This window comes from Variovorax sp. YR266 (assembly GCF_900107295.1).
GTDB lineage: Bacteria > Pseudomonadota > Gammaproteobacteria > Burkholderiales > Burkholderiaceae_C > Variovorax.
Genome location: NZ_FNPM01000011.1, coordinates 14,854 through 30,404 on the forward strand (window position 1 = coordinate 14,854; position 15,551 = coordinate 30,404).

At 65.2% G+C, this 15,551-nt stretch carries 13 protein-coding genes; 10 read left to right on the top strand and 3 right to left on the bottom strand.

Annotated features, from left to right (window positions below; translation table 11 throughout):
- Window positions 1-77: 77 nt before the first annotated feature.
- The 5 genes from BLW48_RS25600 to BLW48_RS25620 are packed head-to-tail and all read left to right on the top strand — an operon-like array spanning window position 78 to window position 4,464.
- A complete protein-coding gene (locus tag BLW48_RS25600; RefSeq protein ID WP_093178228.1) occupies window positions 78-1,088 on the top strand; it encodes a TRAP transporter substrate-binding protein in 1,011 nt (336 codons plus the stop codon).
- Between the two features lie 22 nt (window positions 1,089-1,110).
- On the top strand, window positions 1,111-1,557 hold the full coding sequence (locus BLW48_RS25605; protein WP_093178229.1) for a type II 3-dehydroquinate dehydratase: 447 nt from the start codon (window positions 1,111-1,113) through the stop codon (window positions 1,555-1,557).
- Window positions 1,558-1,571: 14 nt separating this feature from the next.
- Window positions 1,572-2,153, top strand: a complete 582-nt coding sequence (locus BLW48_RS25610) for a TRAP transporter small permease (protein ID WP_093178231.1) — start codon at window positions 1,572-1,574, stop codon at window positions 2,151-2,153.
- Window positions 2,150-3,430 (top strand): TRAP transporter large permease, encoded by a 1,281-nt coding sequence (locus BLW48_RS25615; protein WP_093178232.1) that lies wholly within the window; start codon window positions 2,150-2,152, stop codon window positions 3,428-3,430. Before BLW48_RS25610 ends, BLW48_RS25615 begins: the two co-directional genes overlap by 4 nt.
- A gap of 26 nt (window positions 3,431-3,456) precedes the next feature.
- Window positions 3,457-4,464 (top strand): TRAP transporter substrate-binding protein, encoded by a 1,008-nt coding sequence (locus BLW48_RS25620; protein WP_093178234.1) that lies wholly within the window; start codon window positions 3,457-3,459, stop codon window positions 4,462-4,464.
- A gap of 9 nt (window positions 4,465-4,473) precedes the next feature.
- On the opposite strand, the gene BLW48_RS25625 is transcribed toward BLW48_RS25620, so the two are convergent.
- Together BLW48_RS25625 and BLW48_RS25630 are read right to left on the bottom strand one after the other, a co-directional pair.
- Complete coding sequence (locus tag BLW48_RS25625; RefSeq protein WP_093178235.1) at window positions 4,474-5,169, bottom strand: aspartate/glutamate racemase family protein; 696 nt, start codon at window positions 5,167-5,169, stop codon at window positions 4,474-4,476.
- A 43-nt stretch (window positions 5,170-5,212) separates the two neighbouring features.
- Entirely contained in the window at window positions 5,213-6,631 is a 1,419-nt protein-coding gene (locus tag BLW48_RS25630; protein WP_093178237.1) for an MFS transporter, read from the bottom strand.
- A 252-nt stretch (window positions 6,632-6,883) separates the two neighbouring features.
- Between BLW48_RS25630 and BLW48_RS25635 the strand changes: the two genes are divergently transcribed.
- The 3 genes from BLW48_RS25635 (at window position 6,884) to BLW48_RS25645 (ending at window position 11,567) form a co-directional block, all read left to right on the top strand.
- Window positions 6,884-8,245: a dicarboxylate/amino acid:cation symporter gene (locus BLW48_RS25635; RefSeq protein ID WP_093079297.1), complete on the top strand. Its 1,362-nt coding sequence runs from the start codon at window positions 6,884-6,886 to the stop codon at window positions 8,243-8,245.
- Window positions 8,246-8,338: 93 nt separating this feature from the next.
- On the top strand, window positions 8,339-10,192 hold the full coding sequence (locus tag BLW48_RS25640; protein WP_093178239.1) for a sensor histidine kinase: 1,854 nt from the start codon (window positions 8,339-8,341) through the stop codon (window positions 10,190-10,192).
- Between the two features lie 7 nt (window positions 10,193-10,199).
- Window positions 10,200-11,567 (top strand): sigma-54-dependent transcriptional regulator, encoded by a 1,368-nt coding sequence (locus BLW48_RS25645; RefSeq protein WP_093079292.1) that lies wholly within the window; start codon window positions 10,200-10,202, stop codon window positions 11,565-11,567.
- A gap of 24 nt (window positions 11,568-11,591) precedes the next feature.
- On the opposite strand, the gene BLW48_RS25650 is transcribed toward BLW48_RS25645, so the two are convergent.
- Window positions 11,592-12,317, bottom strand: coding sequence for a response regulator transcription factor (locus BLW48_RS25650; protein ID WP_256330920.1), 726 nt, complete (start codon window positions 12,315-12,317; stop codon window positions 11,592-11,594).
- Between the two features lie 71 nt (window positions 12,318-12,388).
- On the opposite strand from BLW48_RS25650, the gene BLW48_RS25655 reads away from it, so the two are divergent.
- Together BLW48_RS25655 and BLW48_RS25660 are read left to right on the top strand one after the other, a co-directional pair.
- Window positions 12,389-14,377 (top strand): sensor histidine kinase, encoded by a 1,989-nt coding sequence (locus tag BLW48_RS25655; protein ID WP_093178240.1) that lies wholly within the window; start codon window positions 12,389-12,391, stop codon window positions 14,375-14,377.
- A 435-nt stretch (window positions 14,378-14,812) separates the two neighbouring features.
- On the top strand, window positions 14,813-15,502 hold the full coding sequence (locus tag BLW48_RS25660) for a winged helix-turn-helix transcriptional regulator (protein WP_093178242.1): 690 nt from the start codon (window positions 14,813-14,815) through the stop codon (window positions 15,500-15,502).
- The last annotated feature ends 49 nt before the right edge of the window (window positions 15,503-15,551 follow it).

Here is a 15,551-nt window from a genome sequence, read left to right on the forward strand (position 1 = left end):
TCACTAGTGGAAATATTTTCCAATTCCGCCCTAAGATCGCGCCGCCCTTGCACCTTCACACAGCTGGAGATCACATCTTGAGAACGCTTCATCGCCAGCTGGCAGCGGCCGGCCTGACCCTCGCCCTGGCCATTCCCGCGCTCGCGCAGGGCGTGCAGGACCGTGTGATCCGCTTCGGCCACCTCAACAACGCCGACCACCCCGTGAGCTTCGGCGTGAAGCGTTTTGCCGAACTGCTCGCGGCCAAGAGCGGCGGCAAGATGAAGGTGCAGGAGTTTCCGGCCTCGCAGCTGGGCAACGAGATGCAGCAGCAGTCGGCGCTGCAGGGCGGCGTGCAGCAGATGTCGGCACCGGCCACCACGTCGCTCGCGGGCATCGTCAAGGAGTTCGGCCTTGTCGACTTCCCGTTCGCGGTGGGCAGCTTTGCGCAGGCCGATGCGCTGCTCGACGGCCCGCTGGGCCAGGCGTTGATCGCGAAGCTGCCGGAGAAGGGGCTGGTGGCGCTGGGCTATTGGGACCTGGGCTTTCGCAACGTCACCAACAGCAAGCGGCCCATCACCAAGCCCGAGGACCTCGAAGGCCTGAAGATCCGCGTCATTCCGAACCCCGTGTTCCTCGAAACCTTCAAGGCCTTCAAGGCCAACCCGGTGCCGATGCCTTTCGCCGAGCTGTACGGTGCGCTCGAGTCGAAGGCGGTCGATGGCCAGGAGAACCCGTACGCGGTGATCCTGTCGAACAAGTTCTACGAGGTGCAGAAGTTCGTGAGTGCCACGAACCATGTGTATGCGGCCAACATCGTGCTGGTCAGCAAGAAGTTCTGGGACTCGCTGAGCCCTACCGAGCAGAAGATGATGCGCGAGGCCGCCGACGAAGCGCGCGGCTATCAGCGCCAGGTGAGCCGCGCCGCCGCGCAGCGCGCCGTAGGCGACTTGCAGGCCAAGGGGGCGCAGTTCAACGAGCTCGCGCCCGCCGAGCAGGCCCGCATGCGGCAGATTGCCAAGCCTGTCACCGAGCGTTTCGCCGCGAGCTATGACCCCGCCATCGTCAAGCTCTACACCGACGAACTCGCGCGCATCCGCAAGCAGTAAGACCTCCGACCGAAGGCGCCTCATGAAGATCCTCGTCCTGCACGGCCCCAACCTCAACCTGTTCGGCCGCCGCGAACCCCACATCTACGGCAAGACGACGCTGGCCGAAATCAATGCGCAGTTGCAGCAGCTCGCCACCGAACTCGGCGTGACGCTGGACATCCTCCAGTCGAACCACGAAGGCGACCTGATCGACTTTTTGCACACCCATATCGACGAGGCTCAGGGTGCGCTGGTCAACCCGGCCGGCCTCACGCAGCACGGCGTGCCGCTGCACGATGCGATCAAGGCGATGCCGTTCCCCATCATCGAGGTGCACATGTCCAACATCGCCGCTCGCGAGACATGGCGCGCGCATTCGATCATCTCGCCGGCGGTGAAAGGCACGGTCCAGGGCCTGGGCCCGCAGTCGTACCTGGCCGCGTTGCGTGCACTGGTCGAGATGCAGCGGCAGGCCGCGCCGGCCTGAGCGGGAATACGCCCATGAATCGATGGATCGACGGGTGCTGCGCCGGCATCGAAGCCCTGATCGCAGCCGCGCTTGCGGTCATGGTCGTGCTGGTCTTCGGCAACGTGGTGCTGCGCTACGGCTTCAATTCGGGCATCACCCTGTCCGAGGAAGTCTCGCGCTGGCTCTTCATCTGGATGACCTTTCTCGGCGCGGTCGTCGCGCTGAAGGAGCACGGCCACCTGGGCGTCGACATGGTGGTGCAGAAGCTGCCGCCCATCGGCAAGAAGATCTGCCTTGCGATAGGGCACGTGGTAATGCTCTACATCGTGTGGCTGCTGTTCCAGGGCAGCACGGCGCAGACGCGCATCAACTGGGACGTGACAGCGCCGGTCACCGGCGCCTCGATGGCGGTGGTGTACATGTCAGGCGTGGTGTTCTCGGTGCTGGCTGCGTTCATCCTCATGCTCGACCTGCTGCGCCTGCTCACCGGGCGCATTGCCGAGAGCGATCTGGTGATGGTGCAGGAGTCCGAGGAAGCGGTGCAGCTGCAGCAGATCCTCGGTTCGCAAGACAGCACCGCTCAAGGCGATGCACAACAGGGAGCACGCAAGTGACCATCGTCGTCTTCGTGGGCTCGCTGCTCCTTGCCATGGCGATGGGCATTCCCATCGCGTTCTCGCTGCTGGCCAGCGGCGTCGCGCTGATGTGGCACCTCGACCTGTTCGACGCGCAGATCCTTGCGCAGAACGTGATCGGCGGCGCCGACAGCTTTCCGCTGCTGGCCGTGCCGTTCTTCATGCTGGCCGGCGAGATCATGAACGTGGGCGGCCTCTCCAAGCGCATCGTCGATTTCGCGCTCGCGCTGGTCGGCCATGTGAAGGGAGGCCTTGGCTACGTGACCATCATGGCGGGCTGCCTGCTCTCGGCGCTCTCGGGGTCGGCCGTGGCCGACGCCGCCGCGCTGACGGCGCTGCTGCTGCCGATGATGGTCAAGGCAGGCCATGACAAGGCGCGCGCGGGCGGGCTCATCGCGGCCACCGGCGTGATCGGCCCGGTGATACCGCCGAGCATCGGGCTCGTGATCTTCGGCGTTGCGGCCAACGTCTCGATCTCCAAGCTGTTCCTCGCAGCCATCGTGCCGGGCCTGCTGATCGGCGGCGCGCTGTGGATCACCTGGGCCTGGCTGGTGCGGCGCGAGAAGATCGTGCCTCCGCCGCGCAAGTCGGGCGGCGAAGTCTTCACCGCGTTCCGCAAGGCGCTGTGGGCGCTGATGCTGCCGGTGATCATCCTCGTAGGTTTGCGCATGGGCGTGTTCACGCCGACCGAGGCGGCCGTGGTGGCCGCCGTCTATGCGCTTTTCGTGTCGACCGTCGTCTATCGCGAGCTGAGCTGGAAAGACCTCTACGCGGTGTTCGTGGGCGCGGCCAAGACCAGCGCCATCGTGATGTTCCTGATCGCCGCGGCCATGGTGAGCGCGTGGCTCATCACGGTGGCCGACCTGCCTTCGAAGGTGGTGGGGCTGCTGCAGCCCTTCATGGGCAACCAGATCCTGCTGATGATCGCGATCATGGTGCTCGTGATGATCGTGGGCACCGCGATGGACATGACGCCGACGATCCTGATCCTCACACCCGTGCTGATGCCCATCGTGAAGGCCGCGGGCATCGACCCGGTCTACTTCGGCGTGCTCTTCATCATCAACAACTCGATCGGCCTGGTCACGCCGCCGGTGGGCACGGTCCTCAACGTGGTGGCCGGCGTCGGAAAGATCTCGATGGACGACGTCACGCGCGGCGTGGTGCCTTTCATGATCGCCGAGTTCGCCGTCATGTTCCTGATGGTGCTGTTCCCGTGGCTGGTGACGGGGCCGGCCAGGTTGTTCCACGGATAGACATATACATACAAGGAGACGTTGCCATGAAGAAGCCTTCGATGCTGAAACTGCTGGTTGCCGCCGTTGCGTTGTTCGCCATGTGCGGCGCCGGTGCGCAAGTCAAGGAGCGGACGCTCAAGTTCGCGTTCCAGAACCAGACCGGCCATCCGCAGGCGCAGGGCGCGCAGAAGTTCGCCGACCTCGTGGCCGCCAAGTCGGGCGGCAAGATCACCGTCAAGCTGTTCGCGGGCGGCGCGCTCGGCGGCGATCTTCAGACCGTGTCGGCGCTGCAGGGCGGCACGGTCGAACTCACGGTGCTGAACGCGGGCATTCTCTCGGCGCAGGTGAAGGAGTTCGCGGCCTACGACTTTCCGTTCCTGTTCAACAGCGGCAAGGAGGCCGATGCGGTCACCGACGGACCCTTCGGCCAGAAGCTGATGGCCAGGCTGGAAGACAAGGGCCTGCATGGCCTGGGCTACTGGGACCTGGGCTTTCGCAACCTCACCAACAGCAAGCGGCCGATCGTGAAGGCGGACGACATCGCGGGGCTGAAGATCCGCGTGATCCAGTCGCCGATCTACATCGACCTGTTCGGCGCGCTGGGCGCCAATGCCACTCCGCTGCCGTTCCCCGAGCTGTATCCCGCTCTCGACCAGAAGGCGGTCGACGGGCAGGAGAACCCGAACACCACCATCCTGTCGTCCAAGTTCGCCGAGGTGCAGAAGTACATCACCCAGACCCGGCACATCTACAACCCGCAGGCGCTGCTGATCAGCAGGAAGACCTGGGACGGCATGAGCGCGGAAGAGAAGAAGATCATCACCGAGGCGTCGGCCGAATCGACCGTGTTCCAGCGCGAGGCCTCGCGCGGCGCCGCCGACAGCGCGCTCGACGCATTGAAGAAGGCGGGCATGACCGTGTCGGAGCTGCCGCCCGAGGAGATGGCGAAACTGCGCACGAAGGTGAAGCCGGTCATCGACAAGTACTCGGCCTCGGTCGGCGAGGCCACCGTGAAAGAGCTGATGGCCGAGATCGACAAGGCGCGCAAATAGGCGGGGGGCTCAGCCGGCCGTTGCACGCCGCAGTGCCGCGCGTGCCAGCAGGCGCGTCGAGTCGAGTGTCGGAAGCGCGGAGTTGCCGTCGTTCAGCACCAGTGGCAGTTCGGTGCAGCCCAGCGCCACTGCATCGCAGCCGCGCGCCTTCAGGCCGTCGATCATCTGCTGCAGCACCGCGGTGGACTCGGGCCGGACCACGCCGCGCACCAGTTCGTCCATGATGATGCGGCCAAGCGTTGCACGCTCATCGGCATCAGGCCGCACGGCTTCCAGCCCGGCGGCCGACAGCGCCTGCGGGTAGACCTCGCTGTCGACCAGCCAGCGCGTGCCCAGAACGCCCACGCGGCGAAAGCCCCGCGACACCGCCTCTGCTGCAGCCACTTCGGCAATGTGGAGCCACGGCAGCGGCGACTGCGGCAGCACCCGATGCATCGCCTGGTGGATCGTGTTGTCGGGGCAGATCAGAAAATCAGCACCAGCCGCCGCAAGCTTGCCCGCCGACGACAGCATCAGTTGCGCGACGCCGTCGACGTCGCCGCGATCGAGGTAGTCCACATACGCGGCGAGCGAGTGCGTGTGCATAGAAACCTCGGGGTGCGCGTGGGCCTGGCCCATGTGCTGGGCGCCTTCGACGCACAGCGTGCGATAGCAGAGCGCAGCGCCTTCGGCCGAGCAGCCGACGATGCCGATGTGCAGTGGCATGGAAGAAATCTCCGAAAGGGAAACAGCAGGGCGAACGATGTTCTCACGGCCTTCGCGACACTGCCATGCCCGCATGGCGGTCGAGCCGCAGCGTCATCAGTGTCGCGATGGCCATCAGCAGGCCGACCACATACCAGGCGTGATGGAAATCCGCGAGCTGCACGGCCGGCGCGCCGCGCAGCGCCTTCGACGCGCCGAGCACCATCGCGCCCAGCGCCACGCCGAGCGCGAGCGAAACCTGCTGCAGCATCGTGCCGAGCGTGCTTGCGCCGGCGCGCGATTCATCGGGCACGTCGGCAAAGGCGAGCGTGTTGATGGCCGTGAAGTTCATCGAGCGCGCCATGCCTGCCACGAAGAGCAGCACGCACACCCACGGCAACGGGTCGCCCGGCGACAGCAGCCCGCAGCCGAACAGCGTGGCGGCGCAGATCGCACCGTTCACCGTCAGCACATTGCGAAAGCCGAAACGCCGCAGCACCGCCGTGGTGGCGCTCTTCATCACGAGGTTGCCGCCCATGTACACCAGCAGCATCGAGCCCGCCTGGAACGCGTTCATGCGGAAGCCGATCTGGAACATCAGCGGCAGCAAAAAGGGCGAGGCGTTGATCGCGATGCGCGAGACGAAGCCGGCCGTCGCGGTGGCCAGCGCATAAGTCGGCACAGCCAGCGCGCGCAGGTCGAGCAGGGGCGCCGTCGTGCGTCGCGCATGGCGCACCGCGGCGGCTGCGGCCACGGCGCCGGCTGCCAGCAGGCCGAGGGTGGTGGCCGAGCCTGGCTGCGATCCGCCCAGGCGCGTGAGGCCTTCGACCAGCGCGGCCAGCGCAACGGCGGTGAGCACGAAGCCGATTGCATCGAAGCGCGTCGGAGCCACGTCGGTGCGGCGCGGGAACAGCCGCATGATCAGCCACAGGCCCACGAGGCCCAGCGGCACGTTCAGCAGGAAGATCCAGCGCCACGACGCGTGCGTTGCGATGAGCCCGCCCAGCGGCGGGCCGATCACCGGCGCGATGAGCCCCGGCCAGGTGATGGTGCCGATGGCCTCTATCAGCCGGTGCTTCGGCGTTTCGCGCAGCACCACGAGCCGGCCCACCGGCGACATGAAGGCCGCGGCCGCGCCCTGCAGCACGCGCGCCGCAACGAACACCTCGAAGGTGGGCGCCAGCCCGCAGGCGAGCGAGGCCGCGGTGAAGGTGCCGACCGCGAGCGCAAACACCCGCCGCGCCCCGAAGCGCCCGGCGCACCAGCCCGCCGCCGGCACCAGCGCCGCCATCGCGATCAGGTAGACCGTGACGCCCAGGCTCGCGTCCAGCGCGCCCATGCCGAAGCCGGCTCCGATGGCCGGCAGGGCGGTGACGATGATGGTGGCGTCCAGCGTCTCCATGAAGAAGGCGGCCGCCACCGTGAGCGCGATGCGCTTGGAGGCGCTGTCCGTGGCTGCTGCCGGCTGGGCGTTGTCGTTCATGCGGCAAGTCTGACATCGTTGAATGAGGGCTAGGGTTTTCCCCGAGGCGTTGATCCGGCGGATCGGACGGGCGTTGCCCGCGCCATCCGGATCGTCGGCGGGTCGCGGTTCGCACGCTCACCAAAAGGTCCATCAAATCAAGGACTTAGCGCGCGGTGCGACCGGTGCCGTGCGTGGCATGTCGATTGCTGAACCACGGGGCCGGCCGCGCGCCCCGCTGCGGAGCCTGGCCACGAAATTGGAGACAACCCGATGAGCCACCCCGTGGAACACACCACCGCACCCAAGCCCTTCTACAAATCCCTGTATTTCCAGGTCATCACGGCCATCGTGCTCGGGGTGCTGCTGGGGCATTTCTACCCCGACACCGGCGCTTCGATGAAGCCGCTGGGCGACGGCTTCATCAAGCTGATCAAGATGATCATCGCGCCGATCATCTTCTGCACGGTGGTGGTGGGCATCGCCGGCATGGAAGACATGAAGAAGGTCGGCAAGACCGGCGGCCTGGCGCTGCTGTACTTCGAGATCGTGAGCAGCATCGCGCTGGTGGTGGGCCTGGTCATCATCAACATCGTGAAGCCCGGCGCGGGCATGAACGTCGACGTGAGCCAGCTCGACACCAAGAGCATTGCGGCCTACACGGGCCCGGGCAAGATGCAGAGCACTACTGACTTCCTGCTCAACATCATTCCGAACACGGTGGTCGACGCCTTCGCCAAGGGCGAGATCCTGCAGGTGCTGCTGATCGCGGTGATGTTCGGCTTCGCGCTGCACAAGTTCGGCGGCCGCGGCACGCTGGTGTTCGACGTGATCGAGAAGGGCTCGCACGTGCTCTTCGTGATCGTCGGCTACATCATGAAGGTCGCGCCCATCGGCGCCTTCGGCGCCATGGCCTTCACCATCGGCAAGTACGGCGTGAGCTCGCTGTTGCAGCTGGGCCAGCTGATGGCCACCTTCTATGCCACCTGCCTGTTCTTCATCTTCGTGGTGCTGGGGCTCATTGCAAGGTTCCACGGCTTCAGCATCTGGAAGTTCATCAAGTACATCAAGGAAGAACTGCTGATCGTGCTGGGTACCTCGTCGAGCGAGTCGGTGCTGCCGCGCATGATGGCCAAGCTGGAGAACCTGGGCGCGAAGAAGTCGGTGGTCGGGCTGGTGGTGCCCACGGGCTACTCGTTCAACCTCGACGGCACCTCGATCTACCTGACGATGGCGGCGGTGTTCATCGCGCAGGCGACCAACACCGACATGACGCTGACGCAGCAGCTCACGCTGCTGGCCGTGCTGCTGCTCACTTCGAAGGGCGCTGCGGGCGTCACGGGCAGCGGCTTCATCGTGCTGGCGGCCACGCTGTCGGCGGTGGGCCATGTGCCGGTGGCGGGGTTGGCGCTCATCCTGGGCATCGACCGCTTCATGTCGGAAGCTCGCGCGCTGACCAACCTGATCGGCAACGGCGTGGCCACCATCGTGGTCGCCAAGTGGACCGGCGACCTCGACACCGTGCGCATGCACCAGCACCTGGACCAGGAGAGCACGGTGGAAGCCGACGAGCCCGAGCGCGTGCTCGACGCGACCGAGGCGCACATGCCTGCCAGCCCGGCACGGCAGGCCTGACCCCTTCCTTACCGGCCCCGCGAAAGCGGGGCGGCGCAGGGCCATCGGGCTGCCACCGATGCGGACGGCCCGGCCTTGTGCAATAACGCTCCCATGATTTCAAGGGAGCCGGCCCGGCGTTTCGATGGACCTTCCGACAATGCCAAGGGATGGCGCGGCCTGCCGCGCTGGTGGGGCGCACTGGCCTTGGTGGCCGTGGCCGCCTTCGCCGGCCACCAGATCGCCATGCAGGCCGGCCTGGCGCGCCTGCGCGAGGCGGCCGAACACCGGCTCGACATGCTCGCGACCGGGCTCGACGCCGACCTGGCCCGCTTCGACTACCTCCCCGCGCTGCTGGAGATGACGCCCGTCGTGCCGGCGCTGCTCGGCACGCCGACCGACACTCGCCTGCGCGACGTGGTCAACCGCTACCTCGACGGCGTCAACGCCACCGCCGGTGCCGAGATGCTCTATGTGCTCGACGCCTCCGGCACTTCGCTGGCGGCATCGGACTGGGACAAGCCCGGCACCACCGTCGGCCAGGACCTGTCGTTCCGGCCCTACGTGATCGACGCGCTGGGGCAGGGCAGGGGCCGCTTCTACGGCGTGGGCATCACCAGCAAGCGGCCGGGCTACTACCTTTCGTATGCGCTGCGCCGCGGCCAGTCCGCGCGCGGCGTGGTGGCCGTGAAGATCAACCTCGAAGAGACCGAGCGCGCCTGGCGCAAACTGCCCGGCGACGTGGCGCTGATCGACCAGCGCGGCGTGGTCATTCTTTCCACGCGCGACAACCTGAAGTTCCGCCCGCTGCTGCCGCTCGATGCGCTGCAGCGCGCCGAGGTGCTGCGCTCGCGCCCCTACGGCGAGGCCACCCTGCAGCCGCTGCAGTGGACGCAGAAAGAAGCGCTCGACCGCGACGTGCAGGTGATCTCGCTCGACGGCGTAGACCAGCTCGCTTCGGCCCGCACCCTGCGCGGCGCGCCGTGGCAGCTGGTGGTGCTCGACGACCTGGCGCCGCTGCGCGTGGCGGCGCGCAATGCAGCCATTACCGCCAGCCTCGCGATGGCGGTGCTGCTGCTTGTGGCCGTCGCGCTGTGGCAGCGCCGCCGCGCGGTACGCCAGAAGCTGGCCAACCAGGCCGCGCTGCAGGCGGCGCACGACACGCTCGAATCGACCGTGGTGGCGCGCACTGCGCAGCTGCGCGCCGCACAGGGCGAGTTGGTGCACGCCGGCAAGATGGCCGCGCTGGGCCAGATGTCTGCCGGCGTGGTGCACGAACTCAACCAGCCGCTCACGGCCATGCGCACGCTGTCGGAGAGCGCCACCATCCTGCTCGACAAGAGCCGCCTGGACGACGTGCGCGGCAACCTCGAGCGTATCCGCGGCATGGTCGACCGGCTCGCGCGGCTGACCTCGCAGCTGCGAACCTTCGCCTACAAGGGCGAGCTGCCGCTGGCGCCCGTGCAGCTGTCGCATGCCATCGCCGACGCGCAGGTGATCGTCGCCGAGGCCTCGAAGAAGCAGCGCGTGACCATCGAGGTCGACGTGCAACCCCCGGCGCTGAGCGTCATGGCGGAAGACGCCGCGCTGGGCAGCGTGCTCGCCAACCTGATGCGCAACGCCATCGACGCCATGCAGGACGCGCCGGTCCGCACGCTGCGCCTGGAGGCGCGGCCGAAGGAGGGGCGCGTGCTCCTGTCGGTGACAGACACCGGCCCGGGCATTCGCCCCGACATCCTGCCGCGCCTGTTCGAACCCTTCGTCACCGGCAAGGCCGCGGGCTCGGGGCTGGGCCTGGGGCTTGTGATCTCGGCACAATTGGTGCGGTCCATGGACGGTTCGCTGCGCGCGGCCAACCTGGACGGCGGCGGGGCATGCTTCGTCATCGACCTGCCCGCTGCCATTGCCGTGATCCACAACCCACCTGTCCCCTCCCATTCCCCCCTTTCCATTGCACAACAGGAGTGACCCCCAAGTGAGCGAAGCCCCTGCCATCCGGGTGCTGCTGGTCGAGGACGACGAAGACGTTCGCATCAGCACCACCCAGGTGCTGACCCTGGCCGGTTTCGAGGTCGAATCTTTCGCCAGCGCCGAGCGCGCGCGGCCGCACATCGGCTTCGGCGTGCCGGCCGTCGTCATCAGCGACGTGCGCCTGCCGGGCCTGAGCGGCACCGAGTGGCTGCCCGAGCTGCGCAACGTCGATGCCGAACTGCCCGTGATCCTGGTCACCGGCCACGGCCACATCGCGATGGCCGTGCAGGCCATGCGCGAGGGCGCCTACGACTTCATCGAAAAGCCTTTCAGCTCCGAGCGGCTGGTGGCCATCGTGCGCCATGCCATCGAGCGCCGCCAGCTCAGCCTGCAGGTGCGCGCGCTGCGCGACGCGCTGGAGAACTGGCAGGGCATCCAGTCGGTGCTGATCGGCCGATCGGCGCAGATGCAGCAGGTGCGCCAGACCGTGAAGACGCTGGCCGAAACCTCCGCCGACGTGCTGGTCTACGGCGAGACCGGCACCGGCAAGGAGCTGGTCGCGCGCTGCCTGCACGACCACAGCGCGCGCCGCCGACAGCATTTCGTGCCGCTCAATTGCGGCGGCCTGCCCGAGTCGCTGGCTGAGAGCGAGCTGTTCGGCCACGAGGCCGGCGCCTTTACCGGCGCCAGCCGCATGCGCGTGGGAAAGTTCGAATACGCCAGCGGCGGCACGCTGTTCCTCGACGAGATCGAGAGCATGCCGATGGCGGTGCAGATCAAGCTGCTGCGCGCGCTGCAGGAGCGCAGCATCGAGCGCATCGGCTCCAACAAGACCATTCCCTTCGACTGCCGCGTGGTGGCCGCGAGCAAGGACGACCTGAAGGCCATGAGCGACCAGCAGAAGTTCAGGGCCGACCTGTACTACCGCCTGGGCGTGGCCTTCATCGAGCTGCCGCCGCTGCGCGAGCGGCGTGAAGATATTCCGCTGCTGTTCGAGCACTTCACCCTGCAGGCCGCAAGCCGCTACGAGCGTCCCGCGCCGCTCTTGAGCAATGCGCAGCTGGCCGACCTGATGGCCTACGCCTGGCCCGGCAACGTGCGCGAGCTGCGCAACGTGGCCGACCGCTTCGTGCTGGGCCTGCTCGGCGAGCGCCTGACGCAGACGCGCGGCGGCAACAGCGCCGAAGGCGTGCCCGCCCTGCCGCGCGGGTTGCCCCAGCAGGTGGAGTCGTTCGAACGCGCGGTGATCGTCGAGGAGCTGCGCCGCCAGCACGGCGACCAGCCGGCCACGGCTGCCGCACTGGGCATTGCGCGCCAGACGCTGCACGACAAGGTGCGCAAGCTGGGCGTGACGGTGGACGAGTTCAAGTAGCCCGCGCGCTGCGGTTGTCGTGCCTCATGCCTGGAACTGGTAGCCGGTGCCCCTGACCGCGTGCAGCGGCAGCGACATGCCCGCCGCAAGCGCCTTGCGCCGCAGGCGGCTGACCACCGCATCCACGCGCTGAAGATCGAAATTCTCGAGATCACCGCCAAGCGCGGTCGCGAGCTGCGAGCGGTCGACGGGCTTGTTGCGCTGCTTGAAGAGGCAGGCCACGATGGCCCGCTCCGACATGGTGAGGCGAAGCCCTCGCCCGTCGGGGTCGCAGAGGATCCAGTCGCCTTCCTTGAGCGTCCAGCGTCCCGTGCCGCGCGGGGCCGCCGGTGGTTGCCCCCGTTCGGCGCTGCTCTTCGATGCCTTGATGCGCCGGTAGACGCCTTCGAGCGTGGCCGCAAGCTCCTCGGCATGCACCGGCTTCACGAAATAGGCGTCGGCGCCGCCGCGCAAGCCGCGAACGCGGTCGTTGAGCTCGCCGCGCGCGGTAGCGAACACGATGCCGACGTTGCTGGCGGAACGCAGGTGCTGGGCAATCGAAAATCCGTTCTCGTCCGGCAGTTCGATGTCGATGACGACGATGTCGCAGCGGCTGACGGCATAGGCCCGGTAGAACTCGGAGGCCGTCGAGAATCCGGAGGCTGCGAAGCCCAGCTGGTTGAGGCTGTAGACAAGCGCTTCCTGAAGGTCTTCTTCGTCTTCGATCAGATAGACGACTATTTTTTTATCGGTGTCGGGTCTTGTAGTCATGGTGCGCCTCTCTTCGGTTTTTCAGAATCGAGAGTGCTGGGCGTCGAAGGTAAGCCGGATATATCAATAGCATGAAAGCAAAACCCTGCCTTGTTCTTTTTCTCGCGGTATTGCTTTGGCTGTTTGCTCAGGGCGCGGAAGCCCTTGTTCTGCAGGAAAGCAAAGGCAAGGAAGGGCCGATTTCATTGGCTGGGGAAGTGGAAATATTCCGGGATGCACCCGGGAATATCACCATCGAAGACATCTTATCGGCAGGTAGTGGCATAAAGTTTATACCCAGGGATGTCCGCTATCTCCAGAAGCACTCGGACGACGTTTTCTGGATCCGCTTCTCATTGCAGCAAGAGCCTGGTGCAGCGTCCGACTGGGTCGTGCAGATATTTCCGACCTGGGTCGACGATGTGAGGGTGTACAGCCAGGATCCGGCTGGAAAAATATCCCTCCATCAATTGGGAGATAGGCATCCATTTGCCAGCCGGGCCATACAGACCAGCGTGCTGGCTTTTCCGGTGGCCCTGGATTCTTCGCCCAGAACCTATTACCTGCGAATAAAAACGCATGGGCCGACCGTTTTCGATCTGAATGCCTGGCAGAAATCGACCCTCGAAAGATCGGAAATCAACCGGACGATATTCTTTTCCGCGTTCGCGGGAGCGATCTGCGTCATGGTGCTCATGAACCTGATTTTCTGGGTGTGGCTGCGAAGCAGCATCTATCCGATCTATGCGCTGTTCCTGGTGGCCATGCTGGTCGCAATTGTTGCCATGCAGGGGTATTCGAGCTCGTTGTTCTTCCCAGATGACCCGCTGCGCGCCGACCGCTTTGTCGATGTGACGTCGTGCGCACTGATGTCGATTGCGGCCGTGTTCGCATGCCGGTTCTTCAACTATGGCCAGTACTCGGTCTGGGCGGCGCGGTTCATGTACCTGGCAGCGGCCGCCTTCGCCGCGATGATTCCATTTTCCCTCTGGTGGGGCATCGGCAACATCATCCAGCCGGCGGTGTATCTCGAGATAGTCGTCGCGCTTTTCAACCTTGCATTCGTCGTGTGGATCGTTGTCGGCCGAGGCGCCCGCCAGTACCTCCTTGCGGCGGTGGTCTTCGGCGTGGTGGATCTGTCGTGGATTTTCTTCTCGCTGGTGCTCCTGGGCTATGTGCAGGTGGACCAATCGTTCATTCTCGAAACCCTGATCCCGTTCTCGCAGCTGGCGAACCTGGCGTTGCTCAACTTCGCGGTGGCCAGCCGTTCCAGGCAGGCGGAACTGAAGCTGAGAGCCCAGCGCAAGCGCGCCTTCGACTCGATGAAGGTCGCCAAGCAGGCGCTTGAGGAGAGAGTCCGGCAGCGCGAGTTCGTGGCCATCGTCTCGCACGAGTTCCGCACGCCGCTGGCCATTGTCGACGCGGTGGCGCACGCGCTGGAGCTGTCTCCGTCCGGGCAGGACGACCGGGTGAAGCGCAGCGTCGGGAAGATCCGCAAGGCGATCCGCCGGCTCGCCGCGCTGATCGAGAACATCCTGCTGGACGACGCGCTGGAAGTCGGCTCGAGGCCCGTCGCCCGGAGCTTCGATCTTTGGGACGTGATCGGGAACATCCGCAGCATCGGGCTGCCTGAGGACAACGCCCGATTGAGTATCAGCGTGGCGCGGGGCCAGGCGATGTGTCGGGGCGATCAGACAAGAATCGAAATGGCAATCCGGAATCTGGTCCAGAACGCCCTGAAATATTCGCCGGCGGATTCGGCAGTCGATGTTCGATGCGACACCAGCGCGGACTCTTTCAGCGTGACCGTTTCGAACAAGGGAGCGCCGATTCCGGAGTTCGAGAGAAGCGGCCTGTTCGAACGCTACTTCAGGGGCGCCACGTCTGCCAACGTGCCCGGCTCGGGGCTCGGCCTCCACATTTCACGCACCATCGCCCAGCAGCACGGCGGCGACGTCACGCTGGTTGCCAGCGACGGCGAAGGCACGGTGTTCTGCCTGACATTGCCGCTGGACCTCGGGCATCAAGACCAGGAAGCGCCCCATGCGGCAAGTTTCGAGGCGCCGGCACTGAAAGTGTGAAGTTTTCGACGCGAAAAGAAAACGGTTTCATTGTCTCGGATGGGGCATTTATTGCCAATCTCCGTCATTAACAAGTGGCAAATGAGGCCGCGTATGTGCATCTTTTCTGGGTGCCGAGCTGAAAGCGCGATTTCCTGCATGGTATGAGTCGAAAGTTCGCATTTCTTAAGCTTCCGAGCTTGCTAACGACGGTCATTAACTGTCTTTAATTGTCATTGTCTAATGTGATTGTGAGCCGATACATTCCGCTGCCCAAAAGGGCATAGCGGAGTGCGGCGAGACGCCTCTCCGCGACATCCATTGATTGTTGTAACGGAGAGGTCGGAATGATTTCGTCAGAGTCCCGCGCCCACGGCTTGCGTCTGCAAGCATCTGAATGGAGCGCGGTCGGTGCCATCACCATAGCGCCGGTTTTCTTGTTCGTGGGAGCGCTCGATGGCGCAAACCGCGGTTGATCTGCTCGCGCAGCAGCGTCAATCGACCGGGCTTCCCCCCGTCGCATTCGATTTGCTGAGCGACTTCGCGAATGCGCTGCACGCGGGCCGGCGCTTTGGCGTGCTGCTCCTGACCCTGCCTTCAGGTGCCGACGTCCATTGGCTGCAGGCGATCCGTGGGCTGACCGACGCGCCGGTGCTGTTTGCGGCCAATGCCGACAGCATGGATACATTGCGGCGCATCGGCAGCGAATTTCCCGGTGAAAAGAATTTCGATTTTGTTCTTCCCCCATTCAATCTGGAGGAAATCAAATCGAAGGCGCAGCGTTTGCTGAGTCAGGCGAGCCTTGCCGCGCCGAGCTCGGTGAGCAATGAATTGCTGGTTTATAGAGGCTATCGCTTTCAGATCGGCGAGCGCAGGGTTTTCCATGAAGGACGGGAGATGCGCCTGCAGCCTCGCGAATACGACCTTGCCCTCGAGTTGTTTCGCAACAGGGATCGCCTGTTGAACAGAGACGAGCTGTACAGCCTCTTGTGGCGGGACATGGTCAATTTACGTTCTCGCGCACTGGATGTGTGCATTTTCAAGATCCGCAGGAAATTGAAAATAGAGCCGATAAATGGACTGATGCTCAGATCCGTATTCGGGCACGGATACAAATTGCACACGGTGACATCGACGATGGAATGAATGTCGAATTGCCTGGAGGCTCAGATTGTTGTTGATTAAAAGGTCAGGG

Excerpts from the sequence above, each read along its gene's own strand:
- BLW48_RS25605 (WP_093178229.1), top strand. The coding sequence starts at position 1,111 with ATGAAGATCCTCGTCCTGCACGGCCCCAACCTCAACCTGTTCGGCCGC.
- BLW48_RS25610 (WP_093178231.1), top strand. The coding sequence starts at position 1,572 with ATGAATCGATGGATCGACGGGTGCTGCGCCGGCATCGAAGCCCTGATC.
- BLW48_RS25620 (WP_093178234.1), top strand. The coding sequence starts at position 3,457 with ATGAAGAAGCCTTCGATGCTGAAACTGCTGGTTGCCGCCGTTGCGTTG.
- BLW48_RS25625 (WP_093178235.1), bottom strand. The coding sequence starts at position 5,169 with ATGCCACTGCACATCGGCATCGTCGGCTGCTCGGCCGAAGGCGCTGCG.
- BLW48_RS25630 (WP_093178237.1), bottom strand. The coding sequence starts at position 6,631 with ATGAACGACAACGCCCAGCCGGCAGCAGCCACGGACAGCGCCTCCAAG.
- BLW48_RS25635 (WP_093079297.1), top strand. The coding sequence starts at position 6,884 with ATGAGCCACCCCGTGGAACACACCACCGCACCCAAGCCCTTCTACAAA.
- BLW48_RS25640 (WP_093178239.1), top strand. The coding sequence starts at position 8,339 with ATGATTTCAAGGGAGCCGGCCCGGCGTTTCGATGGACCTTCCGACAAT.
- BLW48_RS25650 (WP_256330920.1), bottom strand. The coding sequence starts at position 12,317 with ATGACTACAAGACCCGACACCGATAAAAAAATAGTCGTCTATCTGATC.
- BLW48_RS25655 (WP_093178240.1), top strand. The coding sequence starts at position 12,389 with ATGAAAGCAAAACCCTGCCTTGTTCTTTTTCTCGCGGTATTGCTTTGG.
- BLW48_RS25660 (WP_093178242.1), top strand. The coding sequence starts at position 14,813 with ATGGCGCAAACCGCGGTTGATCTGCTCGCGCAGCAGCGTCAATCGACC.